The organism is Blastococcus sp. SYSU D00868, from assembly GCF_054050575.1.
This window is the reverse complement of the sequence record NZ_JBJGZO010000044.1, coordinates 22,040-37,930: the sequence shown is the minus strand read 5'-3', so window position 1 is coordinate 37,930 and position 15,891 is coordinate 22,040. Positions and strand designations below refer to the sequence as shown.

The 15,891-nt window shown below is 74.8% G+C and carries 13 protein-coding genes and 1 pseudogene; 9 read left to right on the top strand and 5 right to left on the bottom strand.

Annotated elements, in window-relative coordinates:
* Positions 1-46: 46 nt before the first annotated feature.
* Positions 47-1,099: a hypothetical protein gene (locus tag ACI79F_RS23265; RefSeq protein WP_456546025.1), complete on the bottom strand. Its 1,053-nt coding sequence runs from the start codon at positions 1,097-1,099 to the stop codon at positions 47-49.
* 79 nt (positions 1,100-1,178) lie between these two features.
* Positions 1,179-1,592, bottom strand: a complete 414-nt coding sequence (locus ACI79F_RS23260) for a VanZ family protein (protein WP_456546024.1) — start codon at positions 1,590-1,592, stop codon at positions 1,179-1,181.
* A 95-nt stretch (positions 1,593-1,687) separates the two neighbouring features.
* Between ACI79F_RS23260 and ACI79F_RS23255 the strand changes: the two genes are divergently transcribed.
* The 4 genes and pseudogenes from ACI79F_RS23255 to nrfD all read left to right on the top strand — a co-directional run bounded on the left by ACI79F_RS23255 (position 1,688) and on the right by nrfD (position 8,259).
* Positions 1,688-2,662, top strand: a complete 975-nt coding sequence (locus ACI79F_RS23255; protein WP_456546023.1) for a hypothetical protein — start codon at positions 1,688-1,690, stop codon at positions 2,660-2,662.
* Between the two features lie 77 nt (positions 2,663-2,739).
* Positions 2,740-6,033: pseudogene (fdh, locus tag ACI79F_RS23250) on the top strand (formate dehydrogenase).
* Positions 6,034-6,145: 112 nt separating this feature from the next.
* Positions 6,146-7,213 (top strand): 4Fe-4S dicluster domain-containing protein, encoded by a 1,068-nt coding sequence (locus ACI79F_RS23245; protein ID WP_456546022.1) that lies wholly within the window; start codon positions 6,146-6,148, stop codon positions 7,211-7,213.
* Entirely contained in the window at positions 7,210-8,259 is a 1,050-nt protein-coding gene (nrfD, locus tag ACI79F_RS23240; protein ID WP_456546021.1) for an NrfD/PsrC family molybdoenzyme membrane anchor subunit, read from the top strand. Before ACI79F_RS23245 ends, nrfD begins: the two co-directional genes overlap by 4 nt.
* Positions 8,260-8,308: 49 nt before the next feature.
* On the opposite strand, the gene ACI79F_RS23235 is transcribed toward nrfD, so the two are convergent.
* Together ACI79F_RS23235 and gmd are read right to left on the bottom strand one after the other, a co-directional pair.
* Positions 8,309-9,286, bottom strand: a complete 978-nt coding sequence (locus ACI79F_RS23235) for a GDP-mannose 4,6-dehydratase (RefSeq protein WP_456546020.1) — start codon at positions 9,284-9,286, stop codon at positions 8,309-8,311.
* 1 nt (position 9,287) lies between these two features.
* Positions 9,288-10,268, bottom strand: a complete 981-nt coding sequence (gmd, locus tag ACI79F_RS23230) for a GDP-mannose 4,6-dehydratase (RefSeq protein WP_456546019.1) — start codon at positions 10,266-10,268, stop codon at positions 9,288-9,290.
* Between the two features lie 188 nt (positions 10,269-10,456).
* Here gmd and ACI79F_RS23225 point away from each other — a divergent pair, with 188 nt between their 5' ends.
* The 4 genes from ACI79F_RS23225 (at position 10,457) to ACI79F_RS23210 (ending at position 13,404) form a co-directional block, all read left to right on the top strand.
* Entirely contained in the window at positions 10,457-12,640 is a 2,184-nt protein-coding gene (locus tag ACI79F_RS23225) for an acyltransferase family protein (RefSeq protein WP_456546018.1), read from the top strand.
* A 67-nt stretch (positions 12,641-12,707) separates the two neighbouring features.
* Positions 12,708-12,905, top strand: a complete 198-nt coding sequence (locus ACI79F_RS23220) for a hypothetical protein (RefSeq protein ID WP_456546017.1) — start codon at positions 12,708-12,710, stop codon at positions 12,903-12,905.
* 48 nt (positions 12,906-12,953) lie between these two features.
* On the top strand, positions 12,954-13,148 hold the full coding sequence (locus ACI79F_RS23215) for a hypothetical protein (protein ID WP_456546016.1): 195 nt from the start codon (positions 12,954-12,956) through the stop codon (positions 13,146-13,148).
* Between the two features lie 91 nt (positions 13,149-13,239).
* Positions 13,240-13,404, top strand: a complete 165-nt coding sequence (locus ACI79F_RS23210; RefSeq protein ID WP_456546015.1) for a hypothetical protein — start codon at positions 13,240-13,242, stop codon at positions 13,402-13,404.
* Here the strand turns inward: ACI79F_RS23210 and ACI79F_RS23205 are convergent.
* Positions 13,401-14,654 carry a glycoside hydrolase family 3 N-terminal domain-containing protein gene (locus ACI79F_RS23205; RefSeq protein WP_456546014.1) on the bottom strand — a complete coding sequence of 418 codons (1,254 nt, stop codon included), beginning with the start codon at positions 14,652-14,654 and terminating at the stop codon, positions 13,401-13,403. The genes ACI79F_RS23210 and ACI79F_RS23205 overlap by 4 nt on opposite strands.
* Positions 14,655-14,807: 153 nt before the next feature.
* On the opposite strand from ACI79F_RS23205, the gene ACI79F_RS23200 reads away from it, so the two are divergent.
* A complete protein-coding gene (locus tag ACI79F_RS23200) occupies positions 14,808-15,827 on the top strand; it encodes a hypothetical protein (protein WP_456546013.1) in 1,020 nt (339 codons plus the stop codon).
* The last annotated feature ends 64 nt before the right edge of the window (positions 15,828-15,891 follow it).

Sequence of the window (15,891 nt, the reverse complement as noted above, 5' to 3'; positions counted from 1 at the left end):
CCGACTGAGGCGCGGGCCCCGCCGCCGCGGCGGCGGGGCCCGCGCCTCAGTCGGCCGACGGGCCCAGCCGGCCGACGCAGCCGCCGGAGAGCTCCCGGTCGATGCGCCCGGCGCAGCTCGAGCCGAACCACTCGTAGAAGTCGTCGACGGGCGTGCTCCAGTACAGCGCGTCGCAGGAGCCCATGTCGCCGTCGGCGCAGTCGCGGGCGTCGGCGTCGAATCGGCGGTCGTACAGGTGGCTGCCCTCCGGCGGCGCGGGGAGGGCCTCGCCGTCCTGGTAGTACCGCTCGCCCCACGGGCTCTGGCCGAGGTAGGTGCCGCTGCCGGAGGCGCCCGGCGCGTAGGGGTCGGCGGCGAACGGGCTGCGGCCGCTCCCCGTCCCGGAGGTGCCGACGACGACGGCGGCGACGAGCGCCAGCAGCGCGGCCGGCACTGCGACCGCGGCCAGCAGCCCGCCGGGCAGGCCCGGCCCGCGCGGCGTCACCCAGCGCGCCGACACCGGCGACCAGACGGGCGCGGCCGCCGCCGTCCCGGCGTCGGCGAACCAGGCCGCCGCGGGCGGGCGGGTCAGCAGCACCAGCCGGACCACCGGCATCGCGGCGACCGCCATCCCGGCGAACAGCACGCCCACCGCGCCCGGGCCCGACCCGTCGGCGGCGAGCCCGACGGCGGCCCACAGCGCGAGGACGGCGAGCAGCCCCAGCTCGACCCCAGTCGCGATCCGGACCAGGCGCAGGCCGGTGCGGCGCAGCAGGGCCAGGCCGCCGACCAGCAGCAGCGCCGCCACCGCGGTGGTGGCGAGCACGGACAGCAGCGGGGCCGCGACGCCGTCCACGCCGTCGCCCCCGCCGATCACGGCGACCCACACCACGGCGAACAGCGCCAGCAGCCCGCCCTCGACCAGCGCCAGGACGGCGGAGGCGGTCACCGCGCCGGGGCGCGCCGGGACCGGCGCGGCCGGCGCCGGCGGGGGAGCGGCGTGCCCGTACGGCGCCCACGCGGTGCCGAACGGCTGGCCCAGCGGCGGGTAGACGACCTCGTACTCCACCTCGCCGGGCTCCGGCGGGGCGGCCCGGTACGGGTCGTACGGGTCGGTCATCGGCGGTCCACCCCGTTCTCGCGCGGAGGAACGGGCGCCGTCCCTCCCCGGGCCAGCTTCCGTCGCCCGCCGGGAGCGGTCAATCGGCCCCGCCGCGAGCGGCCGCCCGCCGCCGGTGGACCGCCTCGACCGCCCAGCCCAGCACCACCCCGATCGCGGCGCCCGTGCCGTTGGTGACGACGTCCCGGACGCTGGAGTCCCGGCCGGGTCCGAGGCCCTGGTACAGCTCCACCGACGCCGAGACCACGACGCACAGCAGCCACAGCGCCAGCCGCCGGGCCCGGGGGAACGCCAGGCACAGCAGCAGCCCCACCGGCACGAACATCACCACGTTGGCGCCGGCCTCGACGGCCCGGGGCGACAGCGTGCCGCCGGAGAGGTCGACCACGGTCCGCAGGCCGGCGTTGAACAGCCCGTCCGGCCGCTGCCCGAGGGTCACCGCCGCGACGCCCACCAGGTAGAGGGCGAGCGCGATGCGCGCCCCCCGGACCATCCCCGCACGGTAGCCCGGCGGCGCGCCGGAACCCCTTGCCCGCGCCGCGCCGGTGACCCAGGGTCGCGCGGTCCGCGGGCGGAGGGAGACCGGAGATGGTGCGGGGGACGACGGCGGGGCTGCTCGCCGTGGCGCTGGGGCTGGCCGCGTGCGGCGGGCCGCCGTCCCTCCCCGACGCCGCCGCGCACGTCGAGGTCGAGTCGGTCACCGAGGTGCGGCTGAACGGCGACGGCCGCGCCGTCCTCACCTTCTCCTCCGAGGAGAACCACGGCTACCTCGTCTACGCCGTCGGGGCGACGGCGGCGTTCGCCAACTCCGGCGAGGTCGAGGCGGGCGTGGAGCTGACCTGGTACAGCCTGCCGGAGTCGGAGGCGGAGATCGTCGTGCGCGGCGAGCCGGACGCCGAGGTGCTGGTCTCGCTGCAGCTGCTCGACGGCGCGGACGTCCCGCTCGGCGGCAGCACGGTCCAGGAGCTGGCCATCGGCGACTGCGCGAACCACTGGCTGAACACCGGCGGCGTCGACGAGCTGGTCGCCGTCCTCACCGGGGACGTGGACCGGCTGACCTCCGAGCAGGGCTACGTGTCCAGCCAGGAGGAGCGGATCGAGCAGCGGGCCGACGCCGACGGCAACCCGGTGTTCACCACGACCGGCTCCGACGGCTTCAGCTACCGGGTCTGCAACACCAGCGACGCGCCGGCGTCCTACGAGCTGCGCACCGCCGAGCAGCTCGAGCCGGGCGAGGAGGCGACGCCGCCGCCCAGCGTCGACGGGCAGCCCAGCGTCAGCGGCACCGTGCCGGCCGGGGAGGTGCGGGTGCACCGGGTGTTCGTCCCGGCCGGGTACGAGGCGCTGGTGCTGGTCGAGCCCGACCCGGAGTTCGACGTCGAGTTCCGCTCCTACGACGCGGGCGGCGGATACGGGCACCTGGCCAGCGCCATCCGCGGCGAGGCGGAGTACGTGCACGAGTACGGCGACGAGCCCGCCGGCAGCACCGCGCTGCTCCTGGTGGGGCACGACCCCGACACCCCGATGTCCGCGGTCGGCAGCTACACGATCACGATCACCTGAGCCGGGGACGGCCCGGGGACGGGAGCGGCTCGGATCTCGAGGGGCCGGATCCGGCGCGCGGTGGCAGCATCTGCTGGGTGAAGACCTGGCTCGACGCCTGGCCGGTGTTCCGGCAGCTCACCGGCTCCGACCCCCTGGGGCGGGGCAAGGCCGCGCGCAGCAGGGCGACCGAGCAGGTCGTCAGCCGCACCGCCACCGCCGACTCCGTGGCGAAGAGCGTCTGCCCCTACTGCGCCGTGGGCTGCGCGCAGAAGGTGTACGTCGAGGACGGCCGGATCACGCAGATCGAGGGCGACCCGGACTCGCCGATCAACCGCGGGCGGCTGTGCCCGAAGGGCGGCGCCAGCAAGCAGCTGGTCACCAGCCCGACGCGGGTGACGAAGGTCCGCTACCGCCGTCCGTACGGGACGGAGTGGGAGGACCTCGACCTCGACACGGCGATGGAGATGATCGCCGACCGCGTGCTCGAGGCACGGCGCAAGGGCTGGCAGGACGAGGACGGCGGCCGGCGCGTCAACCGGACCATGGGAGTAGCGAGCCTCGGAGGGGCGACCCTCGACAACGAGGAGAACTACCTCATGAAGAAGCTGTACAGCGCCCTGGGCGCGATCCAGATCGAGAACCAGGCGCGCATATAGCACTCCTCCACGGTGCCCGGTCTGGGTGCCTCGTTCGGTCGTGGCGGTGCCACGAACTTCCTGGAGGACCTGGCGAACTCCGACTGCATCGTCATCGAGGGTTCGAACATGGCCGAGTGCCACCCGGTGGGCTTCCAGTGGGTGATGGAGGCCAAGGCGCGCGGCGCGAAGATCGTGCACATCGACCCGCGGTTCACCCGGACCAGCGCGGTCGCCGACCTGCACGTGCCGCTGCGGGTGGGCACCGACATCGCCTTCCTCGGCGGGCTGATCCGGTACGTGCTGGAGAACGACCTCTACTTCCGCGAGTACGTCGTCGCCTACACCAACGCCGCGGCGCTGGTGAGTGAGGACTTCGTCGACACCGAGGAGCTCGACGGGCTGTTCTCCGGCTTCGACCCGGCGAACAACAACTACGACGAGTCGAGCTGGCAGTACCAGCCGGAGGAGCCGCCGCACTCGGGCTCCGACGACCCGGCCGGGGCCGCCCGGCAGGACGCCAGCGACGAGCACCCCGACGTCCGCAAGGCCGACCGCGCGCAGGCGGCCGGCAGCGGCGGCCCGCCGATCCCGGCCAAGCCCAAGCGGGACGAGACGCTGCAGCACCCGCGCACCGTCTTCCAGGTCCTCAAGCGGCACTTCGCCCGCTACACCCCGGAGATGGTCGCCGAGGTGTGCGGCATCGAGCCGGCGGTGTTCGAGCAGGTCGCGCGCTGGGTGACCGAGAACAGCAACCGCGACCGGACGACGGCGTGGGTCTACTCGGTCGGCTGGACCCAGCACAGCGTCGGCGCGCAGTACATCCGCACCGCGTCGATCCTGCAGACGCTGCTGGGCAACATCGGCCGGCCCGGCGGCGGGATCCTGGCGCTGCGCGGGCACGCGAGCATCCAGGGCTCGACCGACGTCCCGACGCTGTTCAACCTGCTGCCCGGCTACCTGCCGATGCCGCACGCGCTGCAGCACCAGACGCTGGACGAGTACTGCGCGGACGCAGCCGGCAAGGCCGGGTTCTGGGGCAACAAGCGGGCCTACACGGTCAGCCTGCTCAAGGCCTGGTTCGGCGACGCCGCGCAGCCGGAGAACGACTTCCGGTTCGACTGGATCCCGAAGATCAACGGCGACCACAGCTCCTACCGGACGATCGCCGACATGATCGAGGGGAAGGTCTCCGGCTACTTCCTGGTCGGCGAGAACCCCACGGTCGGCCACCCCAACGGCCGGATGAACCGCTTCGGCCTGGCCAACCTCGACTGGCTGGTCGTCCGCGACCTGCAGCTGATCGAGTCGGCGACGTTCTGGCAGGAGTCCCCGGAGGTCGAGACCGGGGAGCTGGCGCCGGAGACGATCGGCACCGAGGTGTTCTTCATGCCCGCCGCCTCGCACGTGGAGAAGGAGGGCACCTTCACCCAGACGCAGCGGCTGCTGCAGTGGCGGGAGAAGGCGGTCGAGCCGCCGGGCGACGCCCGCAGCGACCTGTGGTTCTACTACCACCTGGGCCGGATCCTGCGATCCCGGCTGGAGGACTCCACCGACCCGCGGGACCAGGCGCTGCTGCACATGACCTGGGACTACCCGCTGCACGGGGAGACCCAGGACCCCGACGCCGAGGCCGTGCTGCGCGAGATCAACGGCACCGGGCCGGACGGGCGGGCGCTGTCGACCTACATGGACATGGAGGACGACGGGTCGACCACCGGCGGCTGCTGGATCTACTGCGGCGTCTACGCCGACGAGGTCAACCAGGCCGCGCGGCGCAAGCCGGCGAAGGAGCAGGGCGCCGTCGCCTCCGAGTGGGGCTGGGCCTGGCCGCTCAACCGCCGGATGCTCTACAACCGCGCCTCGGCCGACCCCGACGGCAGGCCCTGGTCGGAGCGGAAGAAGTACGTGTACTGGGACGAGGCGGCCGGCGAGTGGACCGGCCCCGACGTCCCGGACTTCGAGAGGACCAAGCGGCCGGACTACGTGCCGCCGGAGGGCGCGAAGGCGCAGGACGCGCTGGCCGGCAACGACCCGTTCGTCATGCAGGGCGACGGCAAGGCGTGGCTGTACGCGCCGGCCGGCCTGGTCGACGGGCCGCTGCCGACGCACTACGAGCCGGTGGAGTCCGTCGTCGAGAACGCCTTCTACAAGCAGCAGGCCAGCCCGACGGTGGAGCGCATCGAGGGGCCGTGGAACCGGGAGAACCCCTCGCGCAGCGAGGTCTTCCCGTTCCAGGTGACCACCTACCGGCTCACCGAGCACCACACCGCCGGCGGGATGAGCCGCACGCTGCCCTACCTGTCGGAGCTGCAGCCGGAGTTCTTCGTCGAGGTCAGCCCCGAGCTGGCCGCCCTGCGCGGGCTCACCCACGGCGACTACGCGACGCTGGTCAGCACCCGGACGGCGATCGAGGCGAAGGTGCTGGTCACCGAGCGGATGCGGCCGATCCGGCTGCGCGGCGGGCAGGTCGTGCACCAGATCGGCATGCCCTACCACTGGGCGTACAGCGGCATCTCGACCGGCGACTCGGCCAACGACCTGCTGGGCATCGCCCTCGACGCGAACACCCACATCCAGGAGGACAAGGTCAGCACCGCCGACATCGTCCCGGGCCGGCGTCCGCGCGGGCCCGAGCTGCTCGAGTTCGTGGAGGGCTACCGGCGGCGCGCGGGCGTGCAGTCGGGGCGGGTCGGCGTGAACGGCCGCGCCCCGGTGGAGTCCTCGACCGGCCACACGGAGACGGGCTCGTGACCGTCGCCGGGATCAGGTCACCTGATCGTGGCGCGTCCTCCCTCACGGTGTGCGGTGAGGGAGGACGCGTTGCGGGGAGGGAGGACGACGGCGACAGGGGAGGGAGGCCGGCATGACCTCGATCAGCTCGGCGAGCCCGGCGTTCACCGGCCGCGACCCGCACAACCGGCTGTACGGGCCGCTGCCCGACGTCCAGGCCGAGGCCGGTTACGAGGAGGGCCACCCGAAGCGGGTCGGCTTCTTCACCGACACCTCGGTGTGCATCGGCTGCAAGGCCTGCGAGGTCGCCTGCAAGGAGTGGAACACGCTCCCGATGGACGACTCGCACGGCACCCGCGACGTCATCGGCCTGTCCGGGATGTCCTACGACAACACCGGCCAGCTCGGCGCGAACAGCTGGCGGCACGTGGCGTTCATCGAGCAGGTGCGCACCGTGGACCTGCCGATGCCCACCTTCGGCCGGCCCGGCGACGACCGGCAGGGCAGCGGCCCCTCGCCCGCCGAGGCCGGGGACGACGTCAGCCTGGCCAACGCCCAGCAGAGCGTGCTCAACGCCGAGGCGCTCAGCGAGTTCGACCCGCAGACCGGGCAGAGCGGCACCGACAAGCAGGTGCGCTGGCTGATGAGCTCCGACGTCTGCAAGCACTGCACGCACGCCGGCTGCCTCGACGTCTGCCCGACCGGGGCGCTGTTCCGCACCGAGTTCGGCACCGTCGTCGTCCAGGGCGACATCTGCAACGGCTGCGGCTACTGCGTGCCCGCCTGCCCGTACGGGGTGATCGACCGCCGCGAGGACGACGGCCGGGTCTTCAAGTGCACGATGTGCTACGACCGGCTGACCGACGGTCTGATGCCGGCCTGCGCGACCGCCTGCCCCACCCAGTCGATCCAGTTCGGCGACCTCGACGAGCTGCAGGCCCGCGCCGACGCCCGGCTGGCCACGCTGAAGAGCCAGGGCGTGGAGACCGCGCGGCTGTACGGCCGGGACGAGGACGACGGCGTCGGCGGCAACGGCGCGTTCTTCCTGCTGCTCGACGAGCCGGAGGTCTACGGGCTGCCGCCGGACCCGGTGGTCACCACCCGGGACCTGCCGGCGATGTGGAAGGCCGCGGGCAAGGCGGCGGCGATGATCGTCGGCGTCGCGGTGACCGCCGTCCTCGGCTCGAGGCGGCCCCGGTGAGCGCGACCGAGGGCGTCGCGACGCCGGGCGGAGGCTGGCGGCGGGCCGACGGCCCGCCGGCGGAGGCGCGGGGGAGGAAGCGCCGTCGCACGGGGGGACGGCGCGGCGGCCGCGGCGAGGTCGCCATGGTCGACGACGTCGAGTTCACCTCGTACTACGGGCGGCCCATCATCAAGCCGCCGGTGTGGAAGACCCCGGACGTGCCGCTGTACCTGTTCCTGGGCGGCGCGGCCGGGTCGTCGTCGGTCCTCGGGGCCCTCGCCGACGTGACCGGCCGGCCGGCGCTCGCGCGGGTCAGCCGGTTCACGGCCGGCGGCGGGGCGGTGCTGTCGGTCGTCTACCTGATCCACGACCTGGGCCGGCCCGAGCGGTTCCTCCACATGCTGCGGGTGTTCAAGCCGACCTCGCCGCTGTCGGTCGGCACGTACATCCTGTCGCCGTTCGGCGCGGCGGCCGGGGCGACGGCGGCGGTCGAGCTGCTGGGCTGGTTCCCGCGGCTGAAGCGGTTCGGCGGGGTGGTCTCGGCGCTGTTCGGCGGGCCGCTGGCCACCTACACCGGGGTGCTGCTGGCCAACACCGCCGTGCCGTCGTGGCACGCCGCGCACACCGAGCTGCCCTACCTGTTCGGCGGCTCGGCGATGGCCGCCGGCGGCGGGATCACCATGGCGTTCACGCCCGTCGAGGAGGCCGGGCCCTCGCGGAAGACGGCGGTGGCCGGCGCGGCGATCGAGCTGGCCGTGATGCACCGGGTGGAGAACGGGCACGGCATCGTCAGCGAGCCCTACCACGAGGGCCGGGCGGGGCTGCTGCTGCGGATCGCCAAGGGCTGCACCGTCGCCGGGGCGGCGCTGACCGTGCTGGCCGGGCGCCGCCGGACCGGGGCCGTCGCCTCGGGCGTGCTGCTGGCGGCCGGCTCCCTGCTGACCCGGTTCGGGGTGTTCGACGCCGGCATGGTCAGCGCGAAGGACCCGAAGTACACCGTCGTCCCGCAGCGCGAGCGGCTGAACGCCCGCACCCAGCCGCACGCCTCCACGATCACCCGCTGAACGGAGTCGCTCGAGCGCGGTCTCCGCGCTCGAGCGACTCCGCTCGGCGTCAGGCGAGCTCGGCGAGGTCGGTGTCGACCATCGCGTTGACCATCTCCTCGAAGCCAACTGTCGGCGCCCAGCCGAGACGGGTCCGCAGGCGGGTCGAGTCGCCGACCAGCGCGGCGGTGTCGGCCGGCCGCAGCAGCGCCTGGTCAGAGCTCACCCGGGGCTCCCAGTCGTCGATGCCCACCCGCGCGAAAGCGATGGCGATCAGGTCGGTGAGCTGACGCGCCTCGCCAGTGGCGACCACGAAGTCCTCCGGCTCCTCGGCGTCGGCAGCGAGCATCATCGCCCGGGTGAAGTCGGGGGCCCAGCCCCAGTCCCGGCAGACGTCGAGATTCCCCAGAGTCAGCTTGTCGGCGCGGCCGGTCGCGATGGCCGCCACGCCGGCGGTGACCCGGCGGACGACGAAGCGGTGCGGACGGCGCGGTGACTCGTGGTTGAACAGGATCAGCGAACTGCAGTGCACGCCCTGCGTCCGGTACATGCCCATGAGCTGGTGACCGACCGCCTTGGCCGCGCCGTAGGGGTTGACCGGGCTGACCGGCGAGGTCTCGTCGATGGGCCGGCCGCCGTCGGACCCGGCGAAGCTCTCGCCGCTGGAGGCCTGGATGAACCGGATCTCCCGTTCCCCGCGGCGGTGCCGGCCTCGCAGGTACTCGAGCACGCCGACGACAGGCCGGGCGTTGGTGTCGAAGGTGATCACCGGCTCGGTCCACGACGCCGCGACGCTGGACAAGCCGCCGAGGTTGAACAGCCGGTCGGGCGCCACATCGTCGATCACGCGGATCAGCGCGGGCAGGTTGCGGATGTCGGCCCGGTGCAGGATCAGCCTGTCGCCGAGCGCGGCCAGGTGCGGCAGCTCGCGCGCCCGGGCCGGTTCACCGCGCACGACGCCGTGTACCTCGTGCCCGGCCGCCACCAGCTGCTCGGCCAGGTACCCGCCGTCCTGCCCGGTGACCCCGGTGATCAGCGCGGTCGACACGTCAGCTGGCCAGGGCGCGCTGCTCCGCGAGGTCGGCGTCGACCATCATCCGGACCATCTCCTCGAACCCGACCTTCGGCTCCCAACCCAGCGTCGCACGCGCCTTCGACGAGTCGCCGATGAGGAGGTCGACCTCCGCCGGCCGCAGGAGCTCGGGATTGAGGACGACGTGGGGCTCCCAGCTGTCGATGCCGACGTGGGTGAACGCGACGTCGAGCAGCTCGCGGATCGAGTGGGTCTCGCCGGTGCTGATCACGTAGTCGTCGGGCTGCTCCTGCTGGAGCATCAGCCACATGGCCTCGACGTAGTCCCCGGCGAAGCCCCAGTCGCGACGCGCGTCGAGGTTGCCCAGATCCACGGTCTTCTGCAGCCCGAGCGCGATGCGAGCCACAGCACGGCTGACCTTGCGGGTCACGAACTCCGGCCCGCGGCGCGGGGACTCGTGGTTGAACAGGATCCCCGACGAGGCGTGCATCCCGTAGGACTCGCGGTAGTTGATCGTCATGTAGTGCCCGTAGACCTTGGAGACGCCGTAGGGCGAGCGGGGCCACAGCAGCGTCGTCTCCCGCTGCGGGACCTCCTGCACCTTGCCGAACATCTCCGAGCTCGACGCCTGGTAGAAGCGAACGCGACCGGGGTCGTCACCGCAGTACAGGCGGGTGGCCTCGAGCATGTTGAGCACGCCCATGCCGGTGACGTCGGAGGTCAGGCGGGCGTTCTCCCAGGAGTAGGCGACGTAGGAGATGGCGCCCAAGTTGTAGATCTCGTCGGGCCGGGCGGCGTGCACCGCGCGCAGCAGGCTGGAGAGATCGGTGAGGTCGCCGTACAGGAGCTTCAGGCCCGGGATCGCCGCGGCGACCTCCACCTTGGGGTTGTTCTGCCCGCGCACGAGGCCGTAGACCTCGTAGCCCTTCCCCAGCAGGAACTCGCTCAGGTAGAGGCCGTCCTGGCCGGTGACACCGGTGATCAGGGCAGTGGGCATGGAACACCTTCCGTCGACGGCTCCCCGACGGGCCGTGGCCCGAGGAGACTAATCGGACGCGGCAGGCCGGAACGCCCGCGGGCGGGGCCGCAACCACCCTTCGGGGCGAGGTGGCATCCGGCTCCCGCACGTATCGTTCGAGGTCACGACGACGACGTCGCATCCTGGACACGGGGGTTGCCGAGCAGATGGCGACAGGCACGTACGCGTCCCGTCGGGCGGTCACGCCGCCGCGGGACCCGGGCCTGACCGGGCTGCCGCGCGACGGGGCGCACCACGTCCGGGGCGACATCGAGGGGCTGCGCGCGGTCGCCGTCCTGCTGGTGATCGGCGACCACCTGTTCGGCCGGCCGGTCGGCGGGTTCGTCGGCGTCGACGTCTTCTTCGTCATCTCCGGGTTCCTGATCACCGGGCTGCTGCTGCGCGAGCACCGCACGGCCAACCGGATCTCGTTCGCCGACTTCTACCGCCGCCGGATCCGCCGGATCCTGCCCGCCGCCCTGCTCGTGCTCGGCGCGACGTCGGTGGCGGCGTCGGTCGTCTTCTTCGGCAGCCGGGCGCGGGAGACCCTGGACGACGCGCTGTGGTCGGCGCTGTTCGCCGGCAACTGGCACTTCGCCCTCGACGGCACCGACTACCTGCAGGCCGAGGGGCCGGTCTCGCCGCTGCGGCACTTCTGGTCGCTGTCAGTGGAGGAGCAGTTCTACTTCTTCTGGCCCGCCGTGATGGCCGTGGTGCTGGCGGCGGCCGGCTGGCGGCGGCGGCACCGGCGCAAGGGCCTCAAGGCGATCACCGCCACGATGCTGCTGCTCGTCGCGGCCAGCTTCTGGTGGGCGCTGCAGGAGACCACGACCGAGCCGACCTGGGCCTACTTCTCCACCTTCTCCCGCGCCTGGGAGCTCGGCGTCGGCGCGCTGGTCGCCATCGCCGCGCCGGCCCTGGCCCGGATCCCGGCGCGGCTGCGGCCGCCGCTGGGCTGGGCCGGGCTCGCCGGCATCGCGCTGAGCGCGTTCGTGATCGACCAGGGGACGCCGTTCCCCGCGCCCGGCGCCGTCCTGCCCGTGCTGGCCACCGCGCTGGTGATCGCCGCCGGCACCGGCGGCGCGACCTACCTGGCGCCGCTGACCAACCCGCTCGCCCGCTACGTCGGCGGGCTGTCGTACTCGCTGTACCTGTGGCACTTCCCGGTGATCGTCGTGCTGGCGGCGCTCGTGCCGGTCGACGCGACCTACTACGCGCTGGTGCTCGCGATCACCGCCGTCGCCTCGATGGCCAGCTACCACCTCGTGGAGCAGCCGATCCGGCGCTCGGACTGGCTGCGACCCGGCGCGGCCCGCCGCCCGCGCGACGCCCGCGGCCGGCGGGCCGGCGCCTGGGCCGCGGCGGCCGCGGTCGCCGGCGTCGCCGCGCTGGCGCTGGTCGCCGGCCAGGCGGTCGGCTGGCCCGGCGGCCGGGACGCCGGCGCGCAGACACCACCGCCCGCGCCGGTCGTCGCGGCGCCGGACGCGGCGGACGCGCCGGATCCCGAGGCCGTCCTGGCCGAGGAGATCACCGCCGCCCTGGGGACGACGGAGTGGCCGGAGCTCACCCCGAGCCTGGACGCCCTCGGCCCCGCGGCGACGGCTCCGGAGTGGACCGAGGACGGCTGCCTCAACGTGCTCGCCGACATCGACGCCTGCCGGTTCGGCGACCCGGCCGCGCCCCGGACGGCGGTGCTGCTGGGCGACTCGGTCGGGATCAGCTGGATGCCCGGCGTCCGGCAGGCGCTCGGCGAGGACTGGCAGGTGCAGAGCCTCACCCTCGGCCAGTGCCCGCAGGTCGACGTGCCGGTGCGCGCCGCGACCGGCATCGACGGCTGGGAGGAGGTCTGCGCCGAGCACCGCGCCTGGGCCGTCGCCCAGCTCCAGCTGCTGCAGCCGGAGCTGGTCGTCGTCGCGTCGGCGGCCAACTCGATCGGCCGGCTGGACTCGGAGGCGACCGGCGAGGCGGCGCTGGCGGAGTGGCGGGCGGGTGTCGCCTCGATGCTCGCCACGCTGGACACCGCGCCGGTGCGGGTCGTGCTGCTCGGCTCCCCGCCGGGTGGGGAGAACCTGCAGGACTGCGCCACCCGGTTCAACGGCCCGCAGGACTGCGTGAGCTCCCCGCCCGCGGGCTTCGACGACTTCGTCGAGGCCGAGCGGCAGGCCGTGGCGGCGTACCGGCCCGCCGCGCTGCAGGCCGCCTGGGTGGACACCCGGCCGTGGTTCTGCGACGCCGCCGACCGCTGCCCGCCGTTCGTCGGGACGGTGCCGGTGTTCGCCGACGGCCTGCACCTGTCGGCCGCCTACTCGACGCGGCTGGCCGCCGTCCTCGCGCCGGTGCTGCTGGGCTGAGCCCGTCGGGCCGGGCGTCGCGGGCGGGGCCGCATCCGCGGCGGGTCCCGCCGGCGAAGGGTCCCGCATGGGGATCCTCGTGCTCGCGGTCCCGGCGCTGCTGGTCGTCGTCCTGGGCTACGCCGCCGGGTACACGGTCGCCGGCTGGTTCGGCGCGGCGCCGCGGGTCGGTGAGGCGGTGGGCTGGGGAACGGGGCTGGCGCTGCTCGTCGCCGTCGTCGTGGCGGGCCTGCGCTGGCGCCGCCGGCGGACACGCCGGATGTGACGGACCTGTCCCGCTATCGACGCTCAGTGATGAGAAGATGACGGAGTGGTGCGAGAGCGGAAGTCGATCGGGCACACGGGGACGACCTGCCCCCTGTGCGGTTCCCGCGGCCTGGTGCTGACCGAGTCGCGGTTCGTGCGGCGCGGGCTGGCCCGGCTGCGGCCGGGCTTCGACGCCGACGCCCGCCTGTACGAGCTGTGCCGCGAGTGCGGCGCCAAGCACGCGGTCGAGCTGGTCGCCTAGGCCTCGCGCGCGGACAGGCCCCAAGACCCCGGGCCTACCGTGGGGTCGTCGGCTCGGCAGGGGGCGGGCGGTCGCCCCGGGGGAGTGCCGGATGAGCGGCTGGCTGTGGGTCCTGCTGGGTGTGGGCGCGTGGATGGTGCTCGCGACCGTCCTCGCGCTGACCGTGGGCGCGGCGGTGCGCGCCGCCGACCGCCGCGAGCGGCGCCGCCGGTCGGCCGGTGAGGACCTCGAGCCCCCGGACGCCGACCGCGGCTAGCCGAGCAGGCCGCGCTCGGCCTTGGCGCGCAGGGCGGTGCGGACGGCGGCGTCGACCCGCTCGGCGAACGCCGGGTCGGCGTCGGCGCGGGCGAGGACGGCGTCGATCATCGCCGTAAGCGCGCCCGGCGTCACGGTGAGCACCAGCGTGCCGCCAGCGGCGAGGAAGCGGACGGCGCGGTCGCCGGGGGCGACGTCCTGCACCGCCTGGGCCGCGCCGAGGTCGTCGGAGATGACGACGCCGTCGAAGCCGAGCTGCCCGCGCAGCAGGTCGGTGACGACGACGGGGGAGAACGCCGCCGGCGCCGCCGGGTCGATGAGCGCGTAGGTGGCCGAGCTTGTCATGACGAACGGCGCGGCGGGCGAGCCGGCCAGCGTGCCGAAGGCGGCCACCTGCTCGTCGTCGCGGGTGGTCACGGTGTCGGTGACGCCGGTGCTGTCGTCGGTGTTGCCCGCGACGCGGCCCAGGCCGGGGAAGTGCTTCACGGTGCCGGTCACCCCGTGCGTGGCCAGCCCGTCGAGGACCGCCCCCGCCGCCGGCACGACCGCCGCCGCCGTCGCTCCGTACTGCCGGCCGTAGTAGCCGATCGGCGCGTTGCCGCGCTCGGTGCCCGCCGGGACGACGTCCACCACCGGCGCCAGGTCCAGGTTGACGCCGGCCGAGGCCAGCGAGGCGCCGAGGCCGTCGGCGAGCGCGGCCAGCTGGTCCGGGGGCAGCGCGCCCTGGTCGTGGGCGGTCGGCAGGTCGGCGAAGCCGGGGCCGGACAGGGTCTGCACGGCCCCGCCCTCCTGGTCGACGGCGACCCACGGCCGCAGCCCCGGCGTCAGGCCGGCCCACGCGCCGGTGACGGCGGCCAGGTCGGCCGCGGCGACGGCGCTGCGCCCGCGCAGGAACACCCCGCCGACGCCGGTGTCGCGCAGCAGCGGCTCGGCGGCCGGGCCGGGGGCGTCGGCGGGCACGCCCACGACGAACAGCTGGGCGACCTGCCGGCGGCGGTCCATCCCGGCCAGCGCCGCGTCGACCTGCGCCTCGCGCGCGGCCGCGGCGGCCGCCTCGGGGTCGGGGGCCGGCGTCGCGGACGGCGCCGCGGACGACGTCCCGCCCGATCCGGACGCCGTCGGGGAGGGCTCGGCCGACCGCGATCCCGACCCGCCGCACGCCGCCAGGACGAGCAGCAGCAGGACACCGAGCGCGGCGACCAGCCGAGAAGCGCCGGAGGAGCCGCTCCGGCGTCTACTCTCTGCGCGCACCGGAACGGCGGCGTCCTGCATCGAGGGGCGCGGCGGGCTCATCGCACGGCGGGGGACGGCACAGTGGCAGGCGACGACGAGAACACGGTGGCCGGGCCGGGCACCGGCGACCGGCCGTGGGCGGTCCCTCCGCGGATGAGCACGGAGTCCACTGTGCACGAGCCCGTCGACGCGTCCGCAGCCGCCGCGCCGACCGTCGTCCCCGCCCCGGCGCCGGCCGCGACGCCCGCCGCGCCGCCCGGCTGGACGGCCCCGTCCTGGTCCCCGCCGCCGGGCGGCTGGCCCGCCGCCTTCGCGCCCGCCGCGCCCGTCCCGCCGCCGGTGCCGGGTCCCGCGTCGGTCCCGATGCCGACCGCGCCGATCGGACCGGCGTACGTGCCGCCGCCCGCCCTGCCGTCCGCTCTGCCGTCCGCTCTGCCGTCCGCGCCGCCGTGGACCCCGCCGCCGTCGGCGGCCCCGCCCGTCGTCCGGCCCGCCGCCGGCCCGCCGCGGCGCGGGGCGGGCTTCGGGATCCTCGTCGGCGTCCTCGTGGGCTGCCTCGTCCTGGGGGCCGGCGCGGCGGCCTGGTTCCTCTTCCTCCGGCCCGACGAGCAGAGCTCGATCTCCGCCCCGGCCCGGGACGACGCCCCGGCCGGCGCCACCGACGTCGCCCGCTCCACGGCGACGGCCGAGGACGACGACGGCGGGGACGACCGCGGGAGCAGCGACCCGGGCAGCCCCACGACGACCTCCGCGCGGCCGACCCCAACCGTGGACCCGGAGACCGCCGCGGTCGCGGAGCTGGACGCGCTGCGTGCGCGGGGCGTCGGCTCGGTCGCCCTCGACGGCCGGTGGGTCGCGCAACTGGCGTCGAAGGCCGTCGGCACCACGGACCCGCTGCAGGTGGCGCAGAACGGCACGCACGTCTTCTACGGCGTCGATGTCCTCGCCGAGCACCGGGCGATCCAGCAGCAGGTCGGCGGCGGCGCGTACGTCTTCGTGCTCTACAGCACCGACTTCGGCCGGCGCTCGGCCGCCCCGGACGGCCGGCCCTACTGGGTCACCCTCGCCGACGGCGGCTTCGGCAGCGCCGACGACGTCCGGAGCTGGTGCGCCGCGGTGTTCCCGGCGCTCACGCCCCAGCAGCTGGCCAACGCCTGTGTGGCGCGGACGCTCGAGCTGCCGCACGACTGACCTCACCCGAACCGCGCGGCGTCCGGCGGGGGAGACCGTCGGCGGCACCCCTCGCCCGTACGCT